Origin of the sequence: Ferrimonas sediminicola (genome assembly GCF_005116715.1) — a bacterium.
GTDB lineage: Bacteria > Pseudomonadota > Gammaproteobacteria > Enterobacterales > Shewanellaceae > Ferrimonas > Ferrimonas sediminicola.
This window is the reverse complement of sequence record NZ_SWCI01000006.1, coordinates 1-23,034: the sequence shown is the minus strand read 5'-3', so window position 1 is coordinate 23,034 and position 23,034 is coordinate 1. Positions and strand designations below refer to the sequence as shown.

General features: G+C 60.7%; 17 protein-coding genes and 1 tRNA gene. 7 read left to right on the top strand and 11 right to left on the bottom strand.

Annotated elements, in window-relative coordinates; genetic code table 11:
• Positions 1–32: 32 nt before the first annotated feature.
• The 6 genes from FCL40_RS10645 to FCL40_RS10620 all read right to left on the bottom strand — a co-directional run bounded on the left by FCL40_RS10645 (position 33) and on the right by FCL40_RS10620 (position 7,618).
• A complete protein-coding gene (locus FCL40_RS10645) occupies positions 33–419 on the bottom strand; it encodes a cytochrome c3 family protein (protein WP_229360315.1) in 387 nt (128 codons plus the stop codon).
• A gap of 9 nt (positions 420–428) precedes the next feature.
• Positions 429–1,952: a flavocytochrome c gene (locus FCL40_RS10640; RefSeq protein WP_136853288.1), complete on the bottom strand. Its 1,524-nt coding sequence runs from the start codon at positions 1,950–1,952 to the stop codon at positions 429–431.
• A gap of 238 nt (positions 1,953–2,190) precedes the next feature.
• The gene (locus FCL40_RS10635; RefSeq protein ID WP_136853287.1) at positions 2,191–3,318 is read right to left on the bottom strand and encodes a hypothetical protein; all 1,128 of its coding nucleotides are present in this window, start codon (positions 3,316–3,318) and stop codon (positions 2,191–2,193) included.
• Positions 3,319–3,411: 93 nt separating this feature from the next.
• Entirely contained in the window at positions 3,412–5,466 is a 2,055-nt protein-coding gene (locus FCL40_RS10630) for a WG repeat-containing protein (protein ID WP_136853286.1), read from the bottom strand.
• Positions 5,467–5,672: 206 nt separating this feature from the next.
• Positions 5,673–5,759 (bottom strand) — tRNA-Leu (locus tag FCL40_RS10625).
• A 182-nt stretch (positions 5,760–5,941) separates the two neighbouring features.
• Positions 5,942–7,618, bottom strand: coding sequence for a methyl-accepting chemotaxis protein (locus FCL40_RS10620; protein WP_136853285.1), 1,677 nt, complete (start codon positions 7,616–7,618; stop codon positions 5,942–5,944).
• Positions 7,619–8,205: 587 nt separating this feature from the next.
• Here FCL40_RS10620 and FCL40_RS10615 point away from each other — a divergent pair.
• Entirely contained in the window at positions 8,206–8,703 is a 498-nt protein-coding gene (locus FCL40_RS10615; RefSeq protein WP_136853284.1) for an RDD family protein, read from the top strand.
• Between the two features lie 57 nt (positions 8,704–8,760).
• The gene (locus FCL40_RS10610) at positions 8,761–9,003 is read left to right on the top strand and encodes a GlsB/YeaQ/YmgE family stress response membrane protein (RefSeq protein WP_136853283.1); all 243 of its coding nucleotides are present in this window, start codon (positions 8,761–8,763) and stop codon (positions 9,001–9,003) included.
• 56 nt (positions 9,004–9,059) lie between these two features.
• Here FCL40_RS10610 and lptG read toward each other — a convergent pair whose 3' ends face one another.
• Complete coding sequence (gene lptG / locus FCL40_RS10605; RefSeq protein WP_136853469.1) at positions 9,060–10,121, bottom strand: LPS export ABC transporter permease LptG; 1,062 nt, start codon at positions 10,119–10,121, stop codon at positions 9,060–9,062.
• A gap of 2 nt (positions 10,122–10,123) precedes the next feature.
• On the bottom strand, positions 10,124–11,224 hold the full coding sequence (gene lptF, locus FCL40_RS10600) for an LPS export ABC transporter permease LptF (protein ID WP_136853282.1): 1,101 nt from the start codon (positions 11,222–11,224) through the stop codon (positions 10,124–10,126).
• A 242-nt stretch (positions 11,225–11,466) separates the two neighbouring features.
• Here lptF and pepA point away from each other — a divergent pair, with 242 nt between their 5' ends.
• The 5 genes from pepA (at position 11,467) to FCL40_RS10575 (ending at position 18,728) form a co-directional block, all read left to right on the top strand.
• Entirely contained in the window at positions 11,467–12,972 is a 1,506-nt protein-coding gene (gene pepA, locus FCL40_RS10595) for a leucyl aminopeptidase (RefSeq protein ID WP_136853281.1), read from the top strand.
• A gap of 120 nt (positions 12,973–13,092) precedes the next feature.
• Positions 13,093–13,545: a DNA polymerase III subunit chi gene (locus FCL40_RS10590; protein ID WP_136853280.1), complete on the top strand. Its 453-nt coding sequence runs from the start codon at positions 13,093–13,095 to the stop codon at positions 13,543–13,545.
• A gap of 24 nt (positions 13,546–13,569) precedes the next feature.
• Positions 13,570–16,416: a valine--tRNA ligase gene (locus FCL40_RS10585; protein ID WP_136853279.1), complete on the top strand. Its 2,847-nt coding sequence runs from the start codon at positions 13,570–13,572 to the stop codon at positions 16,414–16,416.
• 556 nt (positions 16,417–16,972) lie between these two features.
• A complete protein-coding gene (parM, locus tag FCL40_RS10580) occupies positions 16,973–17,992 on the top strand; it encodes a plasmid segregation protein ParM domain-containing protein (RefSeq protein ID WP_136853278.1) in 1,020 nt (339 codons plus the stop codon).
• Positions 17,993–17,999: 7 nt separating this feature from the next.
• Positions 18,000–18,728, top strand: coding sequence for a hypothetical protein (locus tag FCL40_RS10575; RefSeq protein WP_136853277.1), 729 nt, complete (start codon positions 18,000–18,002; stop codon positions 18,726–18,728).
• Between the two features lie 12 nt (positions 18,729–18,740).
• Here the strand turns inward: FCL40_RS10575 and FCL40_RS10570 are convergent, their stop codons facing one another.
• From FCL40_RS10570 to FCL40_RS10560, 3 genes are all read right to left on the bottom strand, one after another.
• Entirely contained in the window at positions 18,741–19,976 is a 1,236-nt protein-coding gene (locus tag FCL40_RS10570; RefSeq protein ID WP_136853276.1) for a GGDEF domain-containing protein, read from the bottom strand.
• A gap of 118 nt (positions 19,977–20,094) precedes the next feature.
• Entirely contained in the window at positions 20,095–21,345 is a 1,251-nt protein-coding gene (locus FCL40_RS10565; protein WP_169307081.1) for a GGDEF domain-containing protein, read from the bottom strand.
• Between the two features lie 152 nt (positions 21,346–21,497).
• Positions 21,498–22,460 carry a nucleoside hydrolase gene (locus FCL40_RS10560; RefSeq protein ID WP_136853274.1) on the bottom strand — a complete coding sequence of 321 codons (963 nt, stop codon included), beginning with the start codon at positions 22,458–22,460 and terminating at the stop codon, positions 21,498–21,500.
• Positions 22,461–23,034 lie beyond the last annotated feature (574 nt).

Sequence of the window (23,034 nt, the reverse complement as noted above, 5' to 3'; positions counted from 1 at the left end):
GTCAACCGGGAAGCAGGCTCAGGTTTCCCTTGTCACCGCTTGTGGTTGGGGTATTTGAAGGTATGACAGTCGGCGCACAAGGGCTCTTTTGCCATGTGCTCGCCATGGCATTCGGTACAGGGCACATCCTTACCGTAGTGCAGGTTGTCGTGCGGATTCTGGTGGACCTCCTCACCGCTGCGGGCAGTCTTTTGTGCCAGCTTGTCCGGGTTGTGGCACTTGTGGCAGGTGTCGTCCTCGGGGTAGCCATCTGCCTGGGCTCCGTGACAGGCCTTGCAGTTGTTGTTGCTGTGCAGCTTCTCATGGTAGCTGCGCCCGGTCATCTGATCGAACTCCTTGAGGGTGGACTCAGCCACCACTGCCGAGGAGACAGCCCCAATAGAGAACACCAACACACCAAAAAGCAGGGTCTTTTTCATGATCGCCTCCTAGGCCTCAGCCGTGATGTGCCGGGATGCGGTCATCCCCATCACAATACATTCGGGGATCGAACAACTGCCCAGGCGGCTGACCCCGTGAACCCCACCGGTCACCTCTCCCGCCGCATACAGTCCCGGAATCGGCTCACCGGTTTGGGAGTCCAGCACCTGGGCATCCCTGTTGATCATTACCCCGCCCTGACAGTAGTGCACCTTGGGCCAGAGCCGTACCACCATAAACGGCGCTTCCAAGTACTTACCCTTGGCCTTGGCCATGGACTTGCCAAACTGCTTGTCTACACCCGTCTCCACATAACCGTTGTACTCCTCCACCTGAGCCTTGAGAGGTTCCAAGGGGATCTGATAGTTCTTGGCCAGCTTCTCCAGGGAGTCAAACTTCCAGCCGACGCCATATTTGAGCACCTTCCTGGCATTGGCATGCTGGTTGGCGTGCTTGAAGCTGGTGATCATCAGCGCCGGATCCGGATTGCCCTGCTCATCCCGGTTGGCTAACTCAGCATCTGCCCGGGTTTTACGATCGGCAATCTCATTCATAAACCGACGGCCACTCTTACGCTCAATGGCAATCGAGTGAGGGAAATTGAAGATGGAGTAGTTGGACACATAACCAAACCCCCCTTCATCCGGCGATGCCCAGGGGCCGGACTGAATGTGGGCCATGTGCACCGGTATCGCCCCCAGCCTGAGCATCTGCAACAACCCTTCGCCGGTGGCGCCGGCGGCATTGGTGCTGCCGACGTCCGCAGTCAACGTCGGATCCTGGGCCATGCGCAGCCTGACGTTCTGGGAGAAACCACCAGTGGCCATAATCAGCCCCTGGGTTGCCCGGATATGGCGCTCAGGCCCCTCGGCCACATCCCGGTCATAGTAGTAGCGGGTATCGACGGTGATCCCCTCCACTCGACCATTGCCGGCACGAATGAAGCGCTTCAGCTTGGCCCGATTGACCAGAACCACCCCTAGCCGCTTGCACTCCTTGTAGAGCGGCTGAGTGATGCCGGCACCGCAGTTAACCGTGGTCTGATAGGTCCGCGGCACACTGTGCCCCCCCAGTTGCTGCAGGAAGGGGTGAAACTTAGCGCCCACTTCCAGGCACAGCTCCAACCCCTCCCGGGCGTGAGTGGCTACATGGCGCAACAGGGTCTCATCGGCAATGCCCCGCCCCGCCTTCATCTGATCCGCCACCATGATCTCCGGACTGTCCTTTACCCCCTCCTCCTGCTGCAGCGGGGTATCGGGCGCCGCGTAGAGCCCGCCGTTAATCGCCGAGTTGCCGCCAAATACCGGCATCTTCTCGATGATGGCCACCGACTTGGCCCCCTTGCGCTTGGCCTCAATGGCTGCGGCCAGACCCGAAAACCCCGAACCGACAATGACGATGTCGTAGGTTTGATCCCAAGTGACCTCATCACTGCTGGCCGCCAGGGCCGGCCCCGCCATCACCGCCAACCCGGCGACACCCGCCCCCTTCAGAAAACTCCTGCGCGCGCTGTCATGCCCAGACCTGTCCATATCTACCTCCCGTTCAGATTCAGGGCTGAGTATAGGAACGATGGGGTCGGTTCACCGGCGAATTGCCGATTTTTTACCCCCAAAGAGGTATCAGTCGGACGCCACGGCGAGAACGGTTCCGGGCCGGGCTCATGTCGCCCTTGGCTGACTATCTGACTTCATTAGCAAAAAGATGGAGGCAGGTTGCGCAAACGAAAAAGGCCCCGACTTTCGTCAGGGCCTTTTAGATACGGGTTGCCTACAGGGCATTGATCTCGTTCAGCCGCTCCAGCGCAGTTCGGTAATAGGCACCTTTTTTCCCCGCTGAATTCAGATATTGCTGGTAAACACTCCTCGCCTTATCGGTCTCATCCGTATGGAAGTACGCTTCAGCCTTGAAAAAACTCATGGAGGCGGGCAACTGGTAATCCATACGTTCCAGCAGGTCAAAATAGACCAGTGCTTCAAAGTACTTCTTGGACTTAAGGTAATGGGTCACGGCGACCTTATATTTATCCAAACGAATACTGCGATCTAAACCAACATCTTGCTTAAACGCTACCTCAGCTTGAATCTCAAACAGCCTGGCATCACGACGCCCTTTCATGTCAACACACTCCGTTGAGCTTGCTCCATACCTTTCATCGCACGAATTCAGCCAGGTCACGTAGGCAGATTTCATCAATGTGAGAGCTTTCTCCGGCTCACTGTCCCTGCCTTTTGGCGGGTGAAGATACAACTGGGAAAGGTTGAATTTCGATTCCGCACCAGAAGTGCCGCTCTTTTCGTACAGCTTCAAAGCCTCAAGATTTCTATCATTGTCATAAAGCCTATCGGCATAATAGCTGCAGTACTCGGCTTCGCCGCGTTTATCACACATCTCCTTGCTTATCGTAGTGCGTCGGGACTTATCCTTATCGTGCCGAGAGTACTCATTGTAAAAAAGCCAGAGCCCTCTCTTTGAATCATCAGTGCGGATCGCTTCAACTTTCTCGATAACCTTAACCTTGGCCGCATCATAGTGACTGGCCATGTCACCATGAATAAGATCTGACAAAGTCCAGAAGTAAACTTCACCCAGGTAGCCTGAATCCTTATACTGCCCTCCGGAGGTGCCCAGTATGGTCACTGCATAATCTACCCACTTGACGCACTGGCTTGGATTCTTATAGGTCTTAAACAGCTTGTAATACTCGCCCCTGCAATAAACCTTGGCAACCGTTGTCGCAGCAGCATCGCTTCCCGAAAGAGCTTTATCGATCTCTCTCTGAAAGCTGCGCTTTTCCGGCGGCAGAGAGGAACATGCAAGCATAAGGGAGCTCACGCCCAACAGAGCGATTACACCTAAACTGTTTCTAATCAGATTATTAACCCAAAAATATCTCATCGAAAACCCTTAGCAACTGCATGATTTTTTCACGGAACGAAAAGTCGGTTAGCCGTTTTTCCTGAATGCTGCCACGAACCGATCTCTGCCCCACTAATTGACATTATCCTGATACAGGTGAAAGCCACTTTTTAAACACTTTCCGTCCCCCAGATAGCGGCTCTTCGCCACCGGCCCGACAACCATTTCACCTGTCTCATCAATGATCGCAGCCATCCAATACTGGCGCGTGTTGCGGCAATCTCCTTTCTCATACCTGGTGTCAAATGTCACAACCGCCCGGCCTCCGGAGAATGGCATCGCCGAATCAAATTGGGGCTGGATCAACCATTCTCCATCGCGGCCAATGTACCCAAAGAGTTGATCTTCCGCCCTGCGCACTGCCGCCTTGCTTTCAGAGAATGGAGCCGGCGAGATAAAAGAGGGCTGGATAACCCAGAACCCATCAGAATCGATATACCCATATAACCCTCCTCGGCTTTTCTGAACCGAGGCCAGCCCTTCAGCAAAGTCCTCTGCCTGCGCATAGCTGGGCTCTACCACCCAGCGTCCATTAGGACCAATAAAGCCATAGCCTTTATCCCTCATCCACACCCGGGCCCTCCCTTCGGAAAAAGGGTGGGCTTCATCGAATCTATTGTCAAACACCCTGTCACCGCTGGTATCGATATACTCTTCACTGGCGTAGTCGCCGGGTCGCCGCTGCACTTCGGCCAGCCCTTCGGAAAACTCGCCCAACTCGGCAAACCCTGGCCGAATCACCCACTCTCCATCGGTGTTGATCACCCCCCACTTATAGCTAGATTCTACGCGCGCCCGGCCATCCACAAAGTCTCTGGCATCATCAAAGGCCGGCGCAATCACCCACTCTCCCTGAGTATCGATAAAACCAAATTTGCTGCCGCCATACCGTCCTTTTCCAACAGCAGCAGCCAGCCCCTCGGAAAATCCTCTGGCATTCTCAAATTGTGGTGCAATAACCCAGTCTCCCTCAGGATTAATGAACCCATAGCGACGGTCTGTGCCTTTGCCCACCGAGGCCAGCGCAAGCCCCTGGCGAAAATCACCTGCGCCATCAAACTGAGGCTGAATGACCCACTCCTGATGAACAACACTTCTCTTGAAACCATACAGGCTGCGCTTCTTATTCGCGCCCTCATCACGCACAGGCACCAAGGTCTCCCCCGGCAAAACTCGGTTTTGAATCTCCCGAATACGTTTTGATAACAGAGCACTCTCCTGACGCCCCATCTCCAGCAACCTTTGTCGCCGTCGTTCTAACTCCCCTTGCAGGTTTGACTCTTGTGACTGCATTTCAGCCTCTATGTTGCTGGTGATGTAATCGCGTTCAAACTCCGCGAAAATGTCATCTTCTTCCGGCTGTACGGCAGTACTGACTGCAACATCAATGCGGTCTGCTTTAACCCGGTTTAGTTGCTTTTCGGATTCGAGGCGTCGCTGCTCAAGCAGATACTCGGTAAAGTGGTAGAAGGTCGCTGAAAAAGCGATGGAATAGGCGCGGACATGCTGCCTCTCACTCAGCTCAAACCCGGTCTGAAACAGCGCCTGCGCCTCGCCCTCCGGCAGATAGGATAACCGCTCAATACCAAGGCGCTTCTGACTGGCAGAGTACATATTGGAGACCACAGCCCTGCTCCAAAGGGGGCTGCCAGGTGTATTAAAAGAGAGTTCTGTCTGGGCGATGTCCACCAGTGATGTGTCCACCAGCACCCCGGGATCCAGAATCAATCCGTTAGCAGCCATCAGCTCTGATGCTGGCACGGTTTTTTGGGCAGGGCGCAATATCGGTATCAGCATCTTTAGCTGAATGGGCTTGATGGTTCTGGCAACGGAATCCGGAAGACAATCGTAGGTCTTCCTCTTCGCGCAAAGACCAAACCAACGCAGTTCTCCAGAAACCCGATCGATCAACTCCAAACCACGCAAACGCCATCGAGCCTCACTGTAGATCACCGGCTCCCCCATCAACACCCAGGCTTTCCAGTGCAACTCAAGGTCCATCAACATGCCAACGTCGGCATCGAGTAGCGCGATATATTGCTTCGGAGAGTTCAATCGTTCGAAAAGAATAACCCCCTCTGACTCTTGACCCATCGCAGAGAAACAAACAATCAGGAGGGTGAACACAATACACCGGAGAGGATTAGCCAAGGGTTACCCACTTATCAATGCAATGTTAAGAGATGGTGTCAAGTCTATCTCCGGCGCAGCCTTCACCTTTTGACTCAGATCATCAGTGTTATCAGGTCATTGCCTTGATCTACAGCACCACAGGTCCGATAGAGGCGGAAACGAAAAAGGCCCCGACTTTCGTCAGGGCCTTTCTCTGTGTTTGGTACCGAGAGAGGGACTTGAACCCTCAAGGTGTCACCACCGGCGGATTTTGAATCCGCTGCGTCTACCAATTCCGCCACCTCGGCATAGAGGGTTTGCATTATAGACCCCTTGCGTTTCGGCGCAACCCCCTTTGCATCAACTGGATAGAAATCGGCCATGGCCCGCCCGAGGCCCCGGGCCGGGCGGCAGCGGATGCCATCGGTCCCATGCAGCCGCGACACAAAAAGGCCCCGCACCGGGCGGGGCCTGTAGGCCGGGGGAGGGGCTACACCCTGAACTGCCCCACCAGCTGGCGCAGCGCCTGGCCGGACATCCCCAGCTGTTCGGAGATCTGCGCCGACTCCTCACTGGCGTGCACCAGCTCGCCGACGATGTCGCGAATGGCCACCATGTTGCGGTTGATCTCCTCGGTCACCGAGCTCTGCTCGGTGGCGGCGGTGGCGATCTGGCTGGTCATGTCGTTGATCTCGTTCACCGCACCGGAGACCGCATTGAGGCTGGTGGTGATCTCGGAAGAGGCACTCACCGTGGTCTCACAGTTCTGCTGGCTGTTGCCCATGGTCTCCACCGCCTTGGAGACCGACTGGTGCAGTTCATCGAGCATCTCCTTGATCTCCAGGGTGCTGGTCTGGGTGCGGCTGGCCAGACCCCGCACCTCGTCCGCCACCACGGCGAAGCCCCGGCCCTGATCGCCGGCCCGGGCCGCCTCGATGGCGGCGTTGAGCGCCAGCAGGTTGGTCTGATCGGCGATGTCGCCGATCACCCCGAGGACGCTGTGGATCTTGGTGGATTGCTCGTTGAGGCGGTCGATGTGCTGGGCCGCCAGGTCCACCTCGCCCACCAGGGCGTTGATGGAGGTCACCGAGTGTCCCAGCTTGGTCTGGGCGGTGCCGGCGTCATCGGCGGCGGCCTGGGTGGCGTCCGCTACCTGGTTGGCGTTGCCGGCAATCTGGGCGGCGGCGGTGCTCATCTCGGTCACCGCGGTCACCACCTGTTCGGTTTCGTCGTTGTGGGTCGCCAGCTGACGGCTGATGGTGGCGGTCTGATCGTTGATGTTGTCCACCGCCATCCCCACCTGTTCGGTGGCCTCGGCCACTTCGCGGATGGTCTCCTGCAGCTTGGAGGTGAACTGGTTGAACGCTTCGGCCAACTGGGCGATCTCATCCTGCCCCTTGACCTCCAGCCGCTTGGTCAGATCCCCCTCGCCCTGGGCGATCTCCTGCAGGCTGGCCAGCATGGCATTGACCGGCGCCAGGGTACGGCGGGACACATAGACGATGGCGATCACCACCAGCACGATCACCACCAGCGCCACCACCAGGGTGGTGGCGGTCTCCTTGGCCGCCATCGCCTCGGCATTGGCCCGGAAATCAGCCACGGCGTTGTCGATCTCATCCACATAGACCCCGGTACCCAGCCACCAGCCATGCTCGTTCAGCGGTTCAACCCAGCTGATCTTCTCCACCAGCTTGTCGCTGCCGGGCTTCTGGTAGAAGTAGGAGGAGGTGCCGCCACCGGCCTTGGCGGCATTGATCAGTTCGACAATGAAGGGAGTGCCGTTGGGATCCTTCAGGTGGATCAGGTTTTTCCCCTCCACCTCCGGCTTGAGGGCATGAAACAGGTTGGTGCCCTCCATGTCGTAGACGAAGAAGTAGCCGCCGTCACCAAACTCGATCTGAGTCAGGGTTTCACTCACCACCTCCAGCGGATCCCGGTCCGGCTGGGCCTTGATCTCGTTGCGAACCACACCCACGGCAATGGCCACTGCGTCCTTCACCTGCGCCATCTTCTCGCTGCGCAGATCCTCATTGAAGGTGGCCACCTGCTGATCGAGGGTCTCCCCCTTCAAATAGATGGAACCAACTGTCACCAGAGCCATGGTGACCACCAGGGGCAGGGTTGCCAGCAGCAACAACTTTCCCATCAAACCGAGTCGCTTCATATATCTTCTCCACCTACTGCAGCAACTGATCCAGTGACACGACCGACGGACACGGTGAGGTAGCCTCTCCTCTGGGTCGATCCCTTGGGGTGATCCATTCGACAGAAATCGCCAAAATCACGGATACAGGGTCTCTGTGTGATTTTTGGCGACTCAGTGCTGGGCACATCCTTGGTATCGGCCGCCGAACCTCGTTCTTGACAGAGATCCAACCAGCTAACCTGCCCCATTTTGGGGTGCCCAGGCGAGGGAAATATCTTCCACATCTAAATCAATTGCTTACCAAGAGATCATCCAGTAAAGGAAAAGCGACTTAACTCAGACTTAATTTTAATGATGAAGTAAAGTTGCACTCGACATGGATGAAATGTGGGCGATTGTCGGCAGAAGTTATTCACTGCGTTAAGAGAATGTCATGTTTTTTTGGGGCCGCAACCTGCTTCATTGCGCCCTCGGCCCGGGATCACGGAATCACCGATTCCCCAACCTGCCTCACACCAAGCGACAGCCATGCGTGCGCCACGTCACAACCTGCCAATGCCGGCTTTCTCTGGTACACTGCCGCCAGCCTCTAATTAGGATCTGTTATGCACTCCCATGCCAATGCCCCCAGGGCCAGCCTGAAACGCCGCCTTGCCACCCTGCTCTACGACGCCCTGGTTGCCCTGGCCATCTACATGACGGCCGGTGCCCTGTTCTTCCTGCTGTTCGGTGCCCTGGTGGCCAACGGCCTGGTGGACAACCTGGGGCAGAAGCACGCCATCGATGTCCTGCAGCACAGTCCTCTCTGGACCCTGGTCAACGAGCTGTTCAAGCTTGGAGGCGTGATGCTGTTCTTCTGCTACTTCTGGCAAAAATCCGGCCAAACCATCGGCATGCGCGCCTGGCGGCTGAAGCTGCAGAACACCGATGGCAGCCTGATCAACTGGCGGCAGGGGGTGATTCGGGCCCTGACCTCGCTGTTTGGCCTGATGTCCCTGACCATGCTGCTGCGCGCCGACCGGCGCGCCCTGCACGACTGCTGGAGCGACAGCGAAATGGTGGAGTTGACCCTGGAACAGAATCGGGCTCGCATGGGCTCCTGAGCAAGCTATCCTTAAGGGTGGCGCGCCGGTGACTCGTCGCGCTTAAGGAGAGGTCCCATGGTGATCCTGACCTGGATAGTGGCCGGTATTTCGGTAGGCTACTGGGCACTGTGGACGATGAGGGGGACGCGGGGGTATGGTCTCCCGCTGGCGCTGGGACTCGCCGTAGGAGGCGCCATCTCCGGCGGCTACCTGGCCGAGCTTCTTCAACTGACCGCCGACGGCAACGGCCTTATGGGAACCATGGTCGCCCTGACGGGCGCCGTGACAGTAATGATCGCCTACCACAAAATGACTTAAATCCAAGAGGGAGCCCCAGGGCTCCCTCTTCCAGTTCCGGGGTTCGAAGGTCGGCCCTAGCGCCGCTGCAGCAGGTAGATGGCCACCCCGGCAAACAGCATCGCCGGCAGGAACGCCCCCAGGAAGGGCGGCAGGTTGGCCACCAGGCTCATAGGACCAAAGATCTCGCTGACCAGGTAGAAGCTGAAACCGGTCACCACCCCCAGCAGGATCCGCGCCCCCATGGTGACGCTGCGCAGCGGGCCGAAGATGAACGACAACGCCAGCAGCATCATCACCGCCACCGTCACCGGCTGCCCCACCTTGCGCCACAGCGCCAGCTGATAGCGGGTGGGGTCCTGCTGGTTCACCTTGAGGTAGTCCAGGTAGTCCAGCAGGCCGCTGATGGAGAGGGATTCCGGATGCACCGTCACCACCTGCAGCTTGTCCGGCGTCAGGGTCGACTTCCAGCGGCCCTGTTCCCGCTCGCTCACCGTCACCTGCTTCTCCTCCATCAGGGTGTCGGTAATGTCGATGATGCGCCAGGCGTCACCGTCAAACACCGCCTGCTTGGCGAAGGTTACCTGGTCCAGGTTGCGGGACTTGTCGAAATGGTAGATGGTCACGTTCTGCAGGTGGCCGGTGTCCTGCACCGTACCGATATTGACAAAACTGTCACCATCCTTGGCCCAGGAGCCTCTTGCCCCGCCGATCAGGTTGCCGCCGGAGATCTTCTGCGCCTTCATCTCTCGGGCGGTGGCTTCGGAGGCCGGCGCCACATACTCGCCCACCAGCATGATGGTCAGCATCAGCGGCACCGCGGTCTTCATCACCGACAGGGTGATCTGAAACTTGGACATCCCCGCCGCCTGCATCACCACCAGCTCCGAACTGGAGGCCAACATGCCGATGCCGATCAGGGCACCCAGCATGGCAGCGATGGGAAAGAACATCTCGATGTCCCGGGGTACCAGGAACAGCACGTACAGGCCCACATCGAAGATATCGAAATCCCCCCGGCCCACGTAGCGCAGCTGATCGACGAACTTGATCAGTCCCGACAGGCCGCTGAGCACCAGCAGGCACAGGGCGGAGGTACTGATGATGGTGCGGCCGATATAGAGGTCAAGGATCTTGATCATCACTTGCTCCTCACCAGCTTGGCGGCGATCTTCTTGCCCGCCGGACGCCCCTTGCCGACCAGCACCACCCCGATGGCCAGGGCGGCCAGGTGGATGCCCCACATCCCCAGGGCGGCGGGGATCACCTCATCCTCGATCGCCTTACGGCCCGCCATCATCAAGGCGAAGTAGCCCAGGTACATCAGTATCGCCGGCATCATCTTGGCAAACTTGCCCTGGCGGACGTTGGTGCGGGCCATGGGCACGGCGATCAGGGTCAGCAGCGGAATGGCAATGGGCACCGCCAGCCGCCAATGGATCTCGGCCCAGGCGTGGGGAGTGCCCTCATCCACCAGCTGCTGCATGGAGTAGGCCGAGAGCTTGCGGCGCTTCTTGTCCACCTCCTGCTCCTTGATCTCCATCTGGTAGGTATCGAAGCCGATCTGGTTGGACTCCGGCGACCCGGCAATCATGTTGTAGCGGGTGCCCTGACTCAGCTGCAGTCGCTGGGAGCCGTCGCGCTCCTCCACCATGGCGCCGCCGCTGGCCATGACGATGGAGGTTTCGCTGTCCGGCTGGTCGCTGGGAGGCAGCATCGCCACGAACACGTTCTCCAGCTTGCCCTTGGACAGCCCCTCAACGTAGATCACCGCCTTGCCGTTGGAGGCTTGCTGGAACCGGCCCTGCACCAGTGCCGCCAGCCCCGCCTCGGACTCGGCCTTCTCCAGCACCTGGTATTCGGTCTCCTTGGCCCAGGGCGCCACCTGGATGGAGATAAAACCGGACAGGATGGCCATGATCAGCGCCAGCACCAGGGTCACCCGGGTCACATACCACTCGGAGACCCCCACCGCATGCAGCACCGTCATCTCGCTGTCGGCATAGAGACGGCCATGGGCCAGCAGGATCCCCAGAAACAGGGAGAGCGGCAAGATCAGCGCCAGCAGTTCGGGCATGTTCAGCGCCACCAGGGTGGTGATCAGCTTACCGGGAAGCTGCCCCTCGGCGGCGTCCGCCAGGATGCGAACGAACTGTTGACTTACAAAAATGGAAACCAGCACGGCCAACACGGCGATCTGTGCTCTGAACGCTTCCTTCAACAAGTAGCGAAAGATAATCAAAGTCTGTGCTCAACTAGCAAACTTGTAATTTCTCTGGAAACGAGACGTTATTTAAGTAAACTGGTTACTTTCGGATGTTTTTGTAACCAGCCCGGGCCCTTATACCCTATCATATTAGGGGGCAACATCGGGGCGGACCCCAGTTTAGCAGATGGAGTTCCGCAATGATGCTGTCAGGAGCCGATAAAGGGACCATTATCTAACAATTCATACGCTTTGTCTTTACGAAACCGGGAGATGGCATGGAGTTCAGTGTAAAAAGCGGTAGCCCAGAGAAACAGCGCAGCGCCTGTATCGTGGTCGGCGTGTTCGAGCCGCGCCGCCTGTCCGCTGTAGGAGAACAACTGGATCGCATCAGCGACGGCTACATCAGCAATCTGCTGCGCCGCGGCGATCTTGAAGGAAAACCCGGTCAAATGCTGCTGCTGCACCACGTACCCAATGTGCTTTCCGAGCGGGTGCTGCTGGTGGGCTGCGGCAAGGAGCGCGAACTGGATGAGCGCCAATACAAGCAGATCATCGCCAAGACCATCAACACCCTCAACGAGACCGGCTCCATGGAGGCGGTATGCTTCCTCACCGAGCTGCACGTCAAGGGTCGTGACACCTACTGGAAGGTGCGCCAGGCGATTGAGACCACCCAATCCACCCTCTACACCTTCGACGCCCTGAAGAGCAAGAAGGATGAGACCCGCCGCCCCCTGCGCAAGATGGTGTTCAACGTGCCCACCCGCCGCGAGCTGACCGTGGGTGAGAAGGCGATCGCCCACGGTCTGGGTGTGGCCGCCGGCAGCAAGCTGTGCCGCGACGTGGCCAACATGCCGCCCAACATCTGCAACCCCGCCTACCTGGCCAGCCAGGCCCGCCAGCTGGCGGAGCAGTACGACAAGCTGCGGGTCGAGGTGATCGGCGAGGAGCAGATGTCCGAACTGGGAATGAACTGCTACCTGGCCGTGGGTCGCGGCAGTGACAACGAGTCAATGATGACCGTCTGTCACTACCAGGGCGGCGACCAGGACCAGCGCCCCATCGTCTTGGTGGGCAAGGGCCTGACCTTCGACTCCGGCGGCATCTCCCTCAAGCCCGGCGAGGCCATGGACGAGATGAAGTACGATATGGGCGGCGCCGCCGGCGTGCTGGGCACCCTGAAGGCGGTGTGCGAGCTGGATCTCAAGGCCAACATCGTCTTCGTCCTGGCCGGCTGTGAAAACATGCCCGATGGCAAGAGCTACCGTCCCGGCGACATCCTCACCACCATGTCCGGTCAGACCGTCGAGGTGCTCAACACCGACGCCGAAGGCCGCCTGGTACTGTGTGACGCCCTCACCTACGTGGAGCGCTTCGACCCCGAGCTGGTGATCGACACCGCCACCCTCACCGGTGCCTGCGTCATCGCCCTGGGCAAGCACGCCTCCGGTCTGCTCTCCAACCAGAACTCCCTGGCCCACGACCTGCAGCACGCCGGCGAACAGTCCGGTGACCGCTGCTGGCGTCTGCCCCTGTGGGAGGACTACCAGGAGCAGCTGAAGAGCCCCTTCGCCGACATGACCAACCTGGGCGGCCGTCCCGCCGGGACCATCACCGCTGCGGCCTTCCTGTCCCGCTTCACCAAGAAGTACAGCTGGGCCCACCTGGACATCGCCGGCACCGCCTGGGAGAGCGGCGCCAACAAGGGCTCCACCGGCCGCCCCGTGCCGCTGCTGACCCAGTTCCTGCTCTCCCGCACCGGTGAGCTGGACGTCGAGTAGGGGCTGAGGCCCCAAGACGACAAAAGGCGGGGATTATCCCCGCCTTTTCTGTTTCTGTCGCCGCCCCGACGCGCTAGAATACGCCCTTCGCCCTTTGGTCGGGACCAGGAGCCGAACTGCATGGCCAACGCCACCTTCTATCTGATCGATGCCAACGCCGACGACGCCGAGAACGCCCACCTGCGCCTCGCCTGCCTGCTGGCGGCCGATTGCTACCGGCAGGGCAAACCGGCCTACCTCCACTGCGAGGACCAGGCCCAGGCCGAGCAGATAGATGAAACCCTGTGGCAGTTCGACGCCGATCGCTTCGTTCCCCACAACCTGGTGGGAGAGGGTCCCCGGGGTGGCGCACCGGTGGAAATTGGTCATAATGGCCAGTCCAGCTCAAAAAAACGGCCGGTTTTGATCAACCTGGCCGCCAAAGCGCCCCAATTTGCGGTAGAATTTGCGCAAATTTTCGATTTTGTCCCGGCTGCCGACGATGCCAAGGCCCTGGCCCGTGAGCGTTACCGCGCTTACCGCCAGATGGGGGTGGAACTGACCACCCAGGACCTGGCTGCGCAGCCGCTTTAGTTTTCACTGAATTTCGGAACACCCATGGATAAGACTTACAACCCCAACGCCATCGAACAGCGCCACTACCAGCGCTGGGAGAATGCCGGGTACTTCAAGCCCCACGGCGACACCAGCAAAGACGCCTACAGCATCATGATCCCGCCGCCGAACGTCACCGGCAGCCTGCACATGGGCCACGCCTTCCAGGACACCATCATGGACACCCTGATCCGCTTCCAGCGGATGGAAGGCAAGAACACCCTGTGGCAGGTGGGCACCGACCACGCCGGCATCGCCACCCAGATGGTGGTGGAACGTCAGCTGGCCGCCCAGGGCGTCACCCGCCAGGAGCTGGGCCGCGAGACCTTCATCGACAAGGTGTGGCAGTGGAAGGCCGAGTCCGGCGGCACCATCACCAAGCAGCTGCGCCGCCTGGGCGCCTCGGTGGACTGGGATCGTGAGCGCTTCACCATGGACGAGGGCCTGTCCAAGGCGGTTCAGGAGGTGTTCGTTCGCCTGTATGAAGATGACCTGATCTACCGCGGCAAGCGCCTGGTGAACTGGGATCCCAAGCTGCACACCGCCATCTCCGATCTCGAGGTCGAGAACAGGGAGAAGAAGGGCTTCATGTGGCACTTCCGCTACCCCCTGGCCGACGGCGCCAAGACCGCGGAAGGCAAGGACTACATCGTGGTGGCCACCACCCGTCCTGAAACCATGCTGGGCGACACCGGCGTGGCGGTCAACCCGGAAGATCCCCGCTACCAGGATCTGATTGGCAAGGAGATCATCCTGCCCATCGTCAACCGCCGCATCCCCATCGTCGCCGACGAGCACGCCGACATGGAGAAGGGCACCGGTTGCGTGAAGATCACCCCGGCCCACGACTTCAACGACTACGAGGTGGGTAAGCGCAACAAGCTGCCGATGATCAACATCCTCACCTTCAACGGCGACATCCGCGACGCCGCCGAGGTGTTCGATCACAACGGTGAGGCCTCCGAGATCTACACCACCGACCTGCCAGAGAAGTACCACGGCATGGAGCGTTTTGCCGCCCGCAAGGCGGTGGTGGCCGAGTTCGAAGAGCTGGGTCTGCTGGAGGAGATCAAGGACCACGTACTGCAGGTGCCCTTCGGCGACCGTGGCGGCGTGGTGATCGAGCCGATGCTCACCGACCAGTGGTACGTCCGGGCCGCGCCCCTGGCCAAGACCGCCACCGAAGCGGTAGAGAACGGCGACATTCAGTTTGTGCCCAAACAGTACGAGAACATGTACTTCAGCTGGATGCGTGACATCCAGGACTGGTGCATCTCCCGTCAGCTGTGGTGGGGCCACCGCATCCCCGCCTGGTACGACGAATCCGGCAAGGTCTACGTAGGCCGCACCGAAGCCGAAGTGCGCGCCGCCAATGGCCTGGGTGCCGATGTGGCCCTGCGCCAGGACGACGACGTTCTGGACACCTGGTTCTCCTCCGCCCTGTGGACCTTCTCCACCCTGGGCTGGCCAGAGAACACCGAAGAGCTGAAAACCTTCCACCCCTCCGACGTGCTGGTGACCGGCTTCGACATCATCTTCTTCTGGGTTGCCCGGATGATCATGATGACCATGCACTTCATCAAGGATGAGAACGGCAAGCCTCAGGTGCCATTCAAGACCGTCTACGTCACCGGCCTGATCCGCGACGAGAACGGCGACAAGATGTCCAAGTCCAAGGGTAACGTTCTGGATCCCCTGGATATGATCGACGGCATCGACCTGGAGTCCCTGGTTGAGAAACGCACCGGCAACATGATGCAGCCTCAGCTGGCCGCCAAGATCGAGAAGAGTACCCGCAAGCAGTTCCCCGAGGGAATCGCCGCCCACGGCACCGACGCCCTGCGCTTCACCCTGGCAGCCATGGCCTCCACCGGCCGTGACATCAACTGGGACATGAACCGCCTGGAAGGCTACCGCAACTTCGCCAACAAGCTGTGGAACGCCAGCCGCTACGTGCTGATGAACACACAAGAACACAACTGCGGCTTCAACGGCGGCGAGATGGAGCTGTCCCTGGCGGACCGCTGGATCCTGGCCCAGTACAACGACACAGTGAAGCAGATCCGCGAGGCGATGGAGGGCTACCGCTTCGACATGGCCGCCAACATCGCCTACGAGTTCACCTGGAACCAGTTCTGTGACTGGTACCTGGAGCTGACCAAGCCGGTACTGAACTCCGGCAGCGACGCCCAGCAGCGCGGCACCCGCCACACCCTGCTGACCGTGCTGGAGGGGATGCTGCGCATGCTGCACCCGCTGATGCCCTACATCACCGAGGAGATCTGGCTGACCGTCTCCAAGCTGTGCGGCATCAACGAAGAGACCATCATGCTGCGGGAGTTCCCCAAGTTCGACCAGACCCTGGTGAACGACCAGGCCCAGGCTGACCTGGAGTGGCTCAAGCAGTTCATCGTGGCGGTGCGCAACATCCGCGGCGAACTGAACGTGGCCCCGTCCAAGCCGCTGAACGTGCTGCTCAAGGGCGCCAACGACGCCGATCTGGCCCGGGTGGAAGCCAACCGCACCTTCCTCAACCGCCTGGCCAACCTGGAGTCCATCGAACAGCTGTCCGGTGACGCCCCCATGTGCACCACTCAGTTGATCGGTGAGATGGAGCTGCTGATCCCCATGGCTGGCCTGATCGACGTGGACGCCGAAATGGCCCGCATCGACAAGCAGATCGCCAAGCTGGCCCAGGACGCCGAGCGGGTGGAGAAGAAGCTCTCCAACCAGGGCTTCCTGGCCAAGGCCCCCGAGGCGGTGGTCGCCAAGGAGCAGGCCAAGCTGGATGATGCCAAGCGCGACATCGCCAAGCTGGAAGAGCAGAAGCAGCAACTCAGCACGCTGTAAGCTCTAACCCTTGACACAGAGAAGCCACCGCAACTGCGGTGGCTTTTTTCATGTTGGATGAAAGACGCTGGGTACCGGCGTTCGCCGGCATGACCGTGCGAAGGGAAGCTACATGGGCTGGATTTAGGCTCCCCCGCGAATCTGCAGCCGCGAGCAAAGGCAGCGACGGAGTGTTCCCTTATCCTTTGGCACCATCGTCTCCCCGGCGCAGGCCAGGGGCTGTGCCGCCCACCTTCAAAACCAAAGGCGCTGGATAGCGGCGTTCGCCGGCATGACCGTGCGAAGGGGAGCCACATGGGCTGGATTTAGGCTCCCCCGCGAATCTGCAGCCGCGAGCAAAGGCAGCGACGGAGTGTTCCCTTATCCTTTGGCACCATCGTCTCCCCGGCGCAGGCCAGGGGCTGTGCTGCCCACCTTCAAAACCAAAGGCGCTGGATAGAGGCCTTCGCCGGCATGACAGAAAGAACGAAGTCCGCAACTTTTGACAGGAAATTAAAGTTCCGGAAAAGATCTGTCGCCTTAGCCCACTCAGTGGGCTAATTTTCAGGAAACCGCAATGCCACAGGCCAAGATGAAGTTCGCCATCGACGATGGCTCCACCAACGTAAAAATCAGCTGGATCGAAAACGGGCTGGTGCGCAGCATCACCTCCCCCAACTCCTTCCGCAAGGAGTGGAAGAGCGCCGCCCTGCTGAGCGACAAGAAGGTGTTCAACTACCAGGTAGGCAGCACCAAATACACCTACGACGCCACCTCGGACAAAGCCCTGTCCACCACCCACGTGGCCTTCCAATACGACGACCTCAACCTGCTGTCGGTGCACCATGCCCTGCTGCAGACCGGTATCCAGCCCTGCCCGGTGAGCATCCTGGTGACCCTGCCCATTACCGAGTACTACAACGCCGACGACTGCCAGAAGAACGAGGAGAACATCGCCCGCAAAAAAGCCAACCTGATGCGGGAGATCAGCCTCAACAAGGGTGAGCTGTTCCAGATCGTCGACGTCCAGGTGCTGCCGGAGAGCCTGCCGGCGGTACTCACCACCCTGATGGACTCCGGCGTCAACCCCTACACCAAGTCCTTGGTGATCGACTGCGGCGGCACCACCCTGGATATGGGGGTGATCGTCGGCGAGTTTGACGATGTCTCCGCCGTCTATGGCAATGCCGACATCGGTGTCTCCATGGTCACCGACGCCACCCGCAAGGCCCTGGCTGCCGCCGACAGCGACGCCAGCTACCTGGTGGCCAATGAACTGATCAAGCGCCGCCAAGACCGCGACTTCGTCGGCGATGTCATCAACGACCTGAGCAAGGTGGACTGGGTGCTGGGCAAGATCGACGAGAAGATCGCCGAGCTGGGCAGCGCCGTGGCCTACGAGGCCAAGACCTTCGCTCGCAACCCCAACCGCGTCTACCTGGTGGGCGGCGGCGCCAGCCTGATCGAACCGGCCATCCGTGACGCCTACCCCAGCCTGGGGGACAAGATTGTGCTGGTGCCAGAGCCCCAGGAAGCCCTAAGCCGGGAGATCTGCTGCTACCACGCCGCCGACCCCCAAACCGCCGACGCCGTCTGAGGCCACCATGCGCATACGTTGCAGTTTCACCCTGGAGCCGGAACAGCACCGGAACCACCAGTACGCCGTGGAGCGGCTGCGTCAGTGGCAGCAGCAGGAAAGGAGCCTGGATGGCGACAGCCAGACCCGCCAGGCCCGGCGGAACGCCTTCCACCGGGATCTCTACCTCAGTGGCCTGTTCCTGCATCAACTCGCCCCCCAGCTGACCTCTCAGCTGAGCGCCCGCCTGGGAGAGGCCGATGCCGCAGCGGCCCTGCAACAGTGCCTGGCCAGTTCGGGCTTGGCCAGGGGAGGCGAGGCAGCGCTGTCCGACGATCAGTGGCAGCGACTGACCACCATGCTGAAGACCGCCATGGCCGCCCCAAAGCCTGAAGTCGGCCTCGACCTCTCGCCCCTGACCCAGAAACTGGCGCAGATGGAGCACCAGCTCCAGCGCCCGCCGGCACCCGCCGACACAGCCACGGATCTGACCGCCATCGAGGCCCAACTGGCACTGCTGGCTCAGGGACAGCAGGCGTTGCTGGCCCGGCTCGACGCCCTGCCCGTTGCCGAACAGGCGGATCTCGGCGCCCCGCTGCTGCAACTGAAGCAGGGGCAGGAGAAGCTGCTGTCGCAGATTAAGGGGCTGAAGGGGCAGCTGGGGCAGCCGCTACCGGCGCCGCCGGAAGCGGAACAACCCAAGCTGGAAACCCAGCTGGAGAAGGCCAGCCGGGTGAAAGCCAAGGGGATCTGGTAGCCGCCGCTGGAGTCAGGGCAGGGTATGGCCGCGGCCAATTACCGTCCAGGGCGGGGTACGGCCATCGTCCACCACCAGACAGTTGCGCCCGCGCGCCTTGGCCCGGTAGAGGGCGGCGTCGGCCCGGCGCAGCACATCCTTCAGGTGGCGATCCTCGATCCCCTGCTGCACCAGCCCCAGGGAGATGGTGATCTGCTCCGGGCGATCCTCCTCCTCCCCCGACGGGGCATTTAGCGGCCGGCGGATGTAGAAGGGGTACTCCGCCACCCGGCGGCGCAGCCGATCCAGGGCGTTGGCGCAGAGTCCGCGGCAGCTGGAGCCGAACAGGATGACAAACTCCTCGCCCCCGAGGCGGTAGACCCGACCGCCGCACTGCACCTCGGCCAGCAGCTGGGCCACCAGTTTCAGCACCTCGTCCCCAACCTCATGACCATAGGTGTCGTTGAACTGTTTGAAGTGATCCACATCGGCAATGGCCAAGTGGAAGCCGCGGGGCAGATCATTGAGCATCGACTCCAGGCTGCGGCGATTGCGCAGCCCGGTGAGGGTATCGAAGAAGGCCAGGTGGTAGCTGTGCAGCAGCAGCAGCACTATGGTGGCCAGCCCCACGGCGGAGAACGCCACCTCCGGCATGGTCGGCACCCGGAAGCCACACACTCCAAAGCCCAGCCCCAGCAAGGCCATCAGCGCCACCAGGTCCACACTCTCGCTTCGCTGCACCATCATAAACAGTGGCACCATCATGCTGGTGGCCAGCAGAATCAATCCCGCCAGCGGCGGGCTGCCCGACTCCATGCCCGGCAGGCTGGAGAGCAGCACCTCGGAGGGTTCCGGCACCTTGACCAGCATCATTGCCCCCAGCCCCAGGGTCATAGCCACCAGCAGATAGCACTTCCAGTTGCTGGATTCCCCCGCCATGGCGTCGGGAATCAACTGGAAGGTGAGGATCAGCGGCGGCGCCATCAGGCACATCAGCCAGATCATCAGCTCGTTGTTGGCGTCGGTCAGCAGGTGGTTCAGGTAGAGCTGCAGCACGCTGTAGGACAGCAGAGACACCAGCAGGATAAAGCTGACCTTGGGTTGCCCGAACAGCCGGCTGACGCCCCAGGCGGTGCACAGCAGCAGCCAGGGCAATAGGGCAACCGCCTGCAAGACAACGGGGTGGGAATCCTGCAGCCAGGTGGGCAGCAGCAGCGCCAGGGTGCAGACCGCCACCGGCATGGCACCCTGCACCGTCCGAATCAACATATCAACATCCTGTTCCTCGTCAGGAGCGGTCCGGCACTCCCATTGGTTGGCATTCACCAAAGAGGATAGTTGACACGGCGCGACTACGCCTAAAGAGATAGCGCGGAAATTCGGTCGCTTAGGCCACGGCGCGCCGACGTGTTGGCCGGCGGCTGACGGCAACGTCGGCACGGATGCAGTTGCGCCCCGCCTGCTTGGCCTGATACAGCAGCTCATCGGCGCGGCGGATCACCGCCTCGGCACCGGTCTCGTCAAACCTGGCCTGAGCCAGCCCCATGGACACCGTGATGGTCTGGGGCGGGATCTTCGGCGCACTGGTGCGATGCCGCCGCCGGGACGACCCGCCGGGCTGGCGGTCGCGCACCTGGAAGGGGTAGTCGGCGATGACCTGACGGATCGCCTCCAGGGCCGCCAGGCAGCGCCTGCGATCACGGCTGGGAAACAGGATGGCGAACTCCTCACCGCCGTAACGGTAGACCCGGCCTCCGGCTCCCACCCTGGACAGGCGCTGGGCCACCAGCCGCAGCACATCATCGCCGACATCGTGGCCAAAGGCGTCGTTGAAACTCTTGAAATGATCGACATCCACCATCGCCACCTGGTAGCGACCCCGGATCCCCTTCAGCCTGGCGTCCAGGCTGCGGCGGTTGCGTACCCCGGTCAGCAGATCGTAGAAGGCGAGGCGGTAGCTGTGGAGCACCAGCAGCAACAGCAGCGCCAGTCCCAGGCAGGTAAACATCAGCGAGGAGATCGCCGCCACATCGAAGTTGAAACAGGTCAGCGCCAGGGCCATCAGGCACAGCAGGGAGGCGGAATCCCCCCGGTCCTGGCGGCGACTCTGCCCCAGGGCACAAGCGCAGAAATAGCCGGCCATCGGCAGCAGCGTCAGCCAGGGCGCGGGGTAGCCCCCCAGCAGCTCGAACCAGCCCGCCAGCGCCGCGTGACTGCCCTGGGGATCACGGCCGAGCAGACCGTAGACCAAAGCGCAGGGGATCAGGGCCACCATCAGGGCAGACAGGTGATAACCGCCGAACAGCCAGCGTTCCGGCAACTTGTCGTAGAGGAGAATCAACAGGGGAGCAACGAGACACAGGGCCCAGAAGATCAGCTCGACGTTGCCCTGGGTGAGCGGGACCTGCAACTGGGTGCGGATCAGGGCGTAAGCTCCCAGGCACACCAGCACCATGAAGCCGAGTTTGTTCAGACCGTAGACAAAGCTGACTAGGCCAGCCGCGCCCAGTAACACCCAGGGCAGGTACTCCAGCAGCCAACGCACTTCGTCGTCGGCCGAGGCGAGCCATCCCGGCAACACCGCCATACTCACGAGCATAAACAGCGCCAGACCAAGCTGGATCAGGCGATGCGACATCCGATATCTTCCCCTAATTGACTGTCGGCACCAGGTGCCCGCATTTCCATCTGCCATAGGGTACCTGAAATCGCTTCGCGGCGGGATAGACTCCCTTGCGAATCCATCGCCAGAGGCGACCGCTCCCGCCGAAAACTTTAAACCGCCTGTCGTCAGGCCAGGCTGACGATGCTGTCCCAGTAGAGCTGCAGCAGACGCTCATTCTCCACCCCGACGCACACGTTCTGGGCGCGGCTGGGGGACCACTGGTCATGGTGATAGAACTGATCGTCGCTCTTCTGGATGGTCATGCCGATGGCCGGGCCCTCGGTCACCACCCGCACCGGCCCCTGACGGGTGATGAACAGGCTGGGATCGGCCACATAGGCCACGGCGGAGGGGTCGTGTACGTGGCAGCCGTCGACGCCGATTCGCTCGGAGTAGAACTTCAGGTAGAAACGGCTGACATCCCAGATGAACTGACCCACGTCACCGGCACCGTCGCGCAGCTTGTCCAGGTAGTCGCCGCTGAAGAAGCTCTGGTGGGTCACATCCAGACCGACAATGGTCACCGGCCAGTCGGCGGTAAACACCAGGTCGGCGGCATGGGGGTCGTCGTAGATGTTGGCCTCCGCCACCGGGGAGATGTTGCCGCGGTGGCCGTTCTCGCCGAAGGCGGCCCCCATGATCACCACCTCTTTCACATAATTGACGATCTCAGGATCATACTCCAGCGCCAGCGCCAGGTTGGTCAGCGGGCCGACCGCCACCAGGGTGATCTCACCGGGATGGGCCCGGGCCATCTCGCTCATGTAGACCGGGGCGGAGCGAGGGTCGATGTTAATGGGCTGATCCGCCGGTGCCTCGATGGTGCCCAGGCCATGCTCACCATGCACCACCGTGGTGGGGCCAACCGGATCCCGGGTCAGCGGGCCTTCGGCGCCGCGCGCCACGGTGGCGCCCATATTGAACCTGTCGTTGAGGTAGCAGGCGTTGCGGGTGCAGTCTTCGATGGTGCCGTTACCGAAGACGGTGGTGATGCCCACCATGTCGATGTTGGGCAGGGCGTGGGCAAACAGCAGGGCCATGGCATCATCGATGCCGGGGTCGGTGTCAAAGATAATCTTCTGGGCCATAGGGGTCTCTTTGTTGTTCTGACTGTGGCGCAAACGGGCACAGTGTGGCGCACATTATCGATCACAGCGAGGGTGAAAACTGCGCGGCCGGCCTCGTTTGACTGAATGGAGTATACCGTCCCAAGCCCACTGATGGAGCACATTATTTCTCAACCGGGCCTCGCCGAAGCCACTGTCTCTGCCGGTGGGCAAAGACAGTGGATACCGGCATTCGCCGGCATGACAGTGGTATGGGTTCTGGATTCTAGCGTTCGCGGGAATGACGGAGGGTGTTGAGTCTCTCCGGCGCACGCCGGGGTCCAGAGGCTTTGCTGCTCGGGGTCATCCACAATCAAAGGCACTGGATACCGGCATTCGCCGGCATGACGGTGGTATTGGCTCTGGATACCGGCGTTCGCGGGAGTGACGGGGGGTGCTGCGTCTCCCCGGCGCACGCCGGGGTCCAGCGGCTTTGCTGCTCGGGGTCATCCACAATCAAAGGCACTGGATACCGGCATTCGCCGGCATGACGGTGGTATTGGCTCTGGATACCGGCGTTCGCGGGAGTGACGGGGGGTGCTGCGTCTCCCCGGCG